Source organism: Streptomyces sp. NPDC051104 (assembly GCF_040682835.1).
In the GTDB taxonomy this organism is placed as follows: domain Bacteria; phylum Actinomycetota; class Actinomycetes; order Streptomycetales; family Streptomycetaceae; genus Streptomyces; species Streptomyces cynarae.
The window spans coordinates 1-4,488 of the sequence record NZ_JBFBBS010000100.1 but is presented as its reverse complement, the minus strand read 5'-3'; the positions used below and the strand labels follow the sequence as shown (position 1 = coordinate 4,488).

3 protein-coding genes and 1 pseudogene are annotated in these 4,488 nt (G+C 65.9%); 2 read left to right on the top strand and 2 right to left on the bottom strand.

Annotation, left to right across the window (positions count from 1 at the left end; all coding sequences use genetic code 11):
- Positions 1 to 303: 303 nt before the first annotated feature.
- Positions 304 to 810 (bottom strand): hypothetical protein, encoded by a 507-nt coding sequence (locus AB0N14_RS39565; RefSeq protein WP_366030529.1) that lies wholly within the window; start codon positions 808 to 810, stop codon positions 304 to 306.
- 215 nt (positions 811 to 1,025) lie between these two features.
- Positions 1,026 to 2,606, bottom strand: coding sequence for a hypothetical protein (locus AB0N14_RS39560; RefSeq protein WP_366030528.1), 1,581 nt, complete (start codon positions 2,604 to 2,606; stop codon positions 1,026 to 1,028).
- Positions 2,607 to 3,167: 561 nt separating this feature from the next.
- Between AB0N14_RS39560 and AB0N14_RS39555 the strand changes: the two genes are divergently transcribed.
- Together AB0N14_RS39555 and AB0N14_RS39550 are read left to right on the top strand one after the other, a co-directional pair.
- Positions 3,168 to 3,338 carry a hypothetical protein gene (locus AB0N14_RS39555; protein ID WP_366030526.1) on the top strand — a complete coding sequence of 57 codons (171 nt, stop codon included), beginning with the start codon at positions 3,168 to 3,170 and terminating at the stop codon, positions 3,336 to 3,338.
- A 741-nt stretch (positions 3,339 to 4,079) separates the two neighbouring features.
- A pseudogene (locus tag AB0N14_RS39550) lies at positions 4,080 to 4,331 on the top strand (IS3 family transposase); the annotation flags it as partial.
- Positions 4,332 to 4,488 lie beyond the last annotated feature (157 nt).

Here is a 4,488-nt window from a genome sequence, read left to right as displayed (position 1 = left end):
GCACTCCTCGAAGAGGTCAACGGCCCGCATCCGTACCTCTTCCCGACGCCTGCGCTGCTCGGCGGTCAGCCCGCCCCCATCCGGATACCGCATGCTTCCGGCGTACCAGCCTGGACGGACCGCGTCACCGGTCACGACACAGATCCAGACCCCGAAACGCCGAAATCAGTAAGGGGCCATGATCACTCGCGCCAAAGCAGCTCCCGGCCAAAGTCGCTACGCCGACCGCTCTGTACAGTGCGCGGCGAGGGGGCGCCATGGACTGAAATCGCAGCAAATCCCTCCTCTCCGCTCACCGGCTGTTCAGGCAGGCTCGAAGAACGGCCCAGACGCGGCCCGTGCCACGGAGTGGGGCCGGAACCCGGGATCGGTGAGGATCCGGTACAGGAACTCCGTGGCGGTCATCTCGTAACGGTTCCACTCCAGGATGTCCACCTGCATGGCGAGGACCGGCCATGTGTCCACCGCGCCGTCCGTGACCTGCCAGAAGAACCTGTCGGCCGAACGTGTGGTTCCCCATGGGATCAGGCCCCCAGTCGTTCCGGGCTCATGGATCCGATATGGCGCCCACGGGCCGTCCGAATCGTCGTCGCTCTCCAGCAGTCCGCGCCACCAAATCAGCAGGTCTCCCACGCGGGTCTCGTCGGCGCACAGCACCGACACCTCCCGGGAGAAGTCGCCGACACCGAACGCCTGGCACAACTGGTTGTATTCGCTGGGCAGTTCGGTCCCCAGCTCCGCTTCGATCTCCGCCCAGGGCTGCGCGACGTCCCGCGCGTCCCACCCTGTAACACGGAGAAGAGAATCCACCCACATGACAAAACCCTGCCTGCTTGTCCACGGGTATGTCGGCCACTCGGTGGCGTGTCCCTGCTGGCCGGGACCGGTGCCAGTGTGGCCGCCGCCTGCGACTCCAAGGAGGCGCCGGCGGGCGCGGCCGACGCTGCTCCTGACATCCCCTTCGCCGCCGAATGCGGTCAGTTCCGGGGCGAACAGCGGGGGCGCGACGGAGACGCCAGCCCGGGTCAGCTCAGAAACTCCGCGAGCGGGAACGAACGGTGACTCCGCGGTGGAATCAGAAAGTTCTGGCGGTGGGTGGTGTGAACCACTGAATTCAGGCCGGCGTTGGGTGAGCGCGGGGAGAAGTCGACCCTTCTGCCATCGGGGTAGTAGCCGTCCATCGCAAGGCGAATACGGTTGAATGTCTCGGCCGTCGGCACGAAGATCAAGAAGTGCAGCCCGGCGGCTTTCTGGGTGCTGTAATGATCGCCGACCGGGTCAGAGGTGTAATAGAACGGGTTGTCCAGCGTGGCGAAATCGCCGCGATTGGACACAGGTGTGCCAACCGGGTAGGTCTCGCCATAATTACTGGTTGTCGCCTTCTGTAGTCGGTTCGTCGGCTGCATGCTCCCATTGTGACCGTAGCTACCCGATCTTCTGACCCGCTGAAAGGTGTCGTCCTCACTTTCGACAAGAGGATCCACGGTAACCGTTCCCCCAGGGACCGAGAGTCCGGGCCGGTACATCGCGCGAAGTCGGTCGGCATACGCTGGGAAGTCACGTGATCCCGCTCGTCCTTCCCCATACCAGGTAGCCAGGTCCGAGTACAGGTGCGAGAGAGGCATAATGGTGCCGTACTTGAAGTACCCATTGGGCCATTGATCGGTCCAACCGGGAAGCGTCTCCAGGTTCGAGACAGGAGTGGAGCTTTCCGCGGACTTGATCGTGGTGGTGAAGCCGAGAAAGATGGGAGCGTGCACGGGAATGGACTTCGCTCCGGGCAGGCCGGCCTCAAGAGCCAGTTTGCTGGCAAGCGACTGCTGCCCCGTGTGACCGCCACCTGTGAAGCCTCTTCGGATGCTAGTCACTTTGAAAAGGTCGCCGACCTGGCCGCTTCCCGTCCCGAAAAGGGCGTTGGTGCCCTCCATGATGTTGTCGAGCGAGTCACTGCGGAGAAGCACGGCCACGTGGTTCTGCTCCAGTCGGACCTGTCCGAAGCCGACCGGCGGCTGGTCACTGGGATACGTTCTTGCTTCCTGCAGCGCATAAACCGTGCGGCCCCGCTCTTTGGACGTCATCAGGTCCACCGGCAAGTAGTCCGGGTAGTGGGTCCCCGCCTTGAAGAAGCCGGACCCCCTTCCGAGCCTGGGAATGTAGTGCTGGAAGTAGGGAAGTCCCCAGGTGACGACGACGCCCAGGCCGCTAGGAGGGGGAGGGAAGCGCTTCTCCAGTCCCTGGATAGCGGCCTCCAGTTGGCGCTGGGCCTCCTGCAGAGCTTTCGCATTCGGCGGAACCTTCAACGTCGCGGTGATGATGTGATTGTGCAGTGGCGGAATCAGGACGGGGATCGTCCCGTTGCTGCTCGCGATGCCTGTGCCGTTGTCCATGATGAGGCGGGGTGTGGGAATGGCATATTGCTCCGGCGGCGGGGGCTTGTCGGCCTCCGCAGCGACCCGTTCGGGCGGGGTGACCAGCTTGTCGATGACCTCGTAGATACCTGCCGAAGCGAGAGCCACTCCAAGAGTTGTGCCTGCAACAAAGCTTCGTCTGCTCAGGTTCGCAGATTCCTCCACGTCGACCAAGTCTTTATTCCCCTCTTCTTTCATGGGCCCCATCCTCCCTGCTCGACAGATGTAACCTTCGTCACCGTGAGCCGGGATCGCGGGCACCCAACGTCCGTCGCCCCCGCACGTGAGGATCCCCGCCATCGGTTCCGATCGATCCCAGGGCGCCAGGTCACTTAATTCACCCATGACGGTCGAGCGCCAGCGAGTCCTGGCAGGCCATTCGGGCTCACACCGGTAAAGGGGGGTGCCGTCGGCCAGAGCGAGACGGGAAGGCACGGGCCCCATCACGGACCGTCAGAGCGAGCCGGGCAGGACGCCCGCCACACTCCCGCTCCGCCGCAGTTCAGAGCGTCATACGGAGTGATCTACGCATTCACTCCGGAGCCGTTGCTGTGCGGCAGCGAAGTACCGCAGACCGTGCCCGGACGTCAATGTCCCGGGGGCCGCCCGCCAGGGGTCGTTGCGTGATCGAGGTTCGTCCGGATCGCCAGGCTGGTTCGCGTCGTCGGCACTGGTGCCCTGTCTGCGGCCGTCGGGCCCCTGGCCTGGAACGCGATCCTGCGCGCCGCCCACGGGGACCAGTTCTTCACCGACGCGCCCGTGATCGTCTTCCCCGTCAGCTGGCAGGACACCGGCTCCGGCGTCTTCACCCTCGCTGCAGCGTCCCTCGGCTACGGGCTCGGCACGCTTGCCACGCAGCCGGCCCGCACCAGCATCCGCTACGCACTCCTGGCCGCCGTGGCGGCCCTGCTCGTCGACGTCTACCTGTAGAAAGTCCACCACATGACCCATCGCCTCAGCCGCCGCGCGCTGCTGGCCCTCGTCGCCGGACTGATCCTCGCCCTCGCCGCCGCAGTAGCCGGCGTCCTGCTCACCCGCGGCAGCAGCCAGCCGCCCAAGGTGGCGCTTCCCCTGCGGCCGGTGACCCAGATCGCCCTGCCGGGCGACAGCTCCGGCTTCGACTACGAGAGCCTCGATGCCGGCCGCGGACTGCTGTTCATCGCCCACCTCGGCACGAGCCAGGTCATCGAGGTCGACGTCCACGCGGGCCGCGTTGTCCGCACCATCAACGGCCTGCCCGGCGTCCACGGCGTCCTCGTCGTCCCCGCCCGCAACCGCGTCTACGCCACCGCCACCGACGCCAACGAGGTGGCCGTGATCGACGAGACCACCGGGAAAGTCCTGCAGCACAGCTCCACCGGTGACTACCCCGACGGACTGGCCTACGACCCGGTGCACGGCACGGTGTGGACCATCAACGAGTCCGGCGGCTCGGAAACCGTCGTCGACGCCGAGACCGCAGCGGTCCGCGGCACCGTCACCGTCGGCGGCGAGGCCGGCAACGTCGCCTACGACCCTACCAGCCAGCGGATGCTCGTCGACGTCCAGACCCGTCACCAGCTCGCCGTCATCGACCCGGCCACTCTCCACATCACCCGACGCGTCTCACTGCCCGGCTGCGACCATGACCACGGCCTCATCCTCGCCCCCGCCGACCGGCTGGCCTTCAAGATCGCCCCATCCACGTACTACGCCCACAAGAAGCGCCTCGAGGCGCCCTCCGCCCGCCGCTTGCGCGACGCGGAACTCAAGGAGAAGATCCAGAAGGTCTACACGTCCAACTACCGTGTCTACGGAGCCCGGAAGATCTGGCGCGAGCTGAACCGGCAAGGCCATGAGGTGGCCCGCTGCACCGTCGAGCGCCTGATGCGCGAGCTCGGCATTCAGGGCGCGGTGCGGGGCCGGCGTGTCATCACCACGATCCCCGGCGGGCAGGTCGAGCGGGCTCCCGACCTGGTGGACCGCGACTTCGTCGCCGCGGCGCCTAATACTTCAGCTGTAGATCGTGATCTTCATGTCTGTGATGCGGCTTGTCGTCGGTAGTGGCTGGTGCGTGATCGCTGCTGATGGCGGCGGCGCC

Excerpts from the sequence above, each read along its gene's own strand:
- AB0N14_RS39560 (WP_366030528.1), bottom strand. The coding sequence starts at position 2,606 with ATGAAAGAAGAGGGGAATAAAGACTTGGTCGACGTGGAGGAATCTGCG.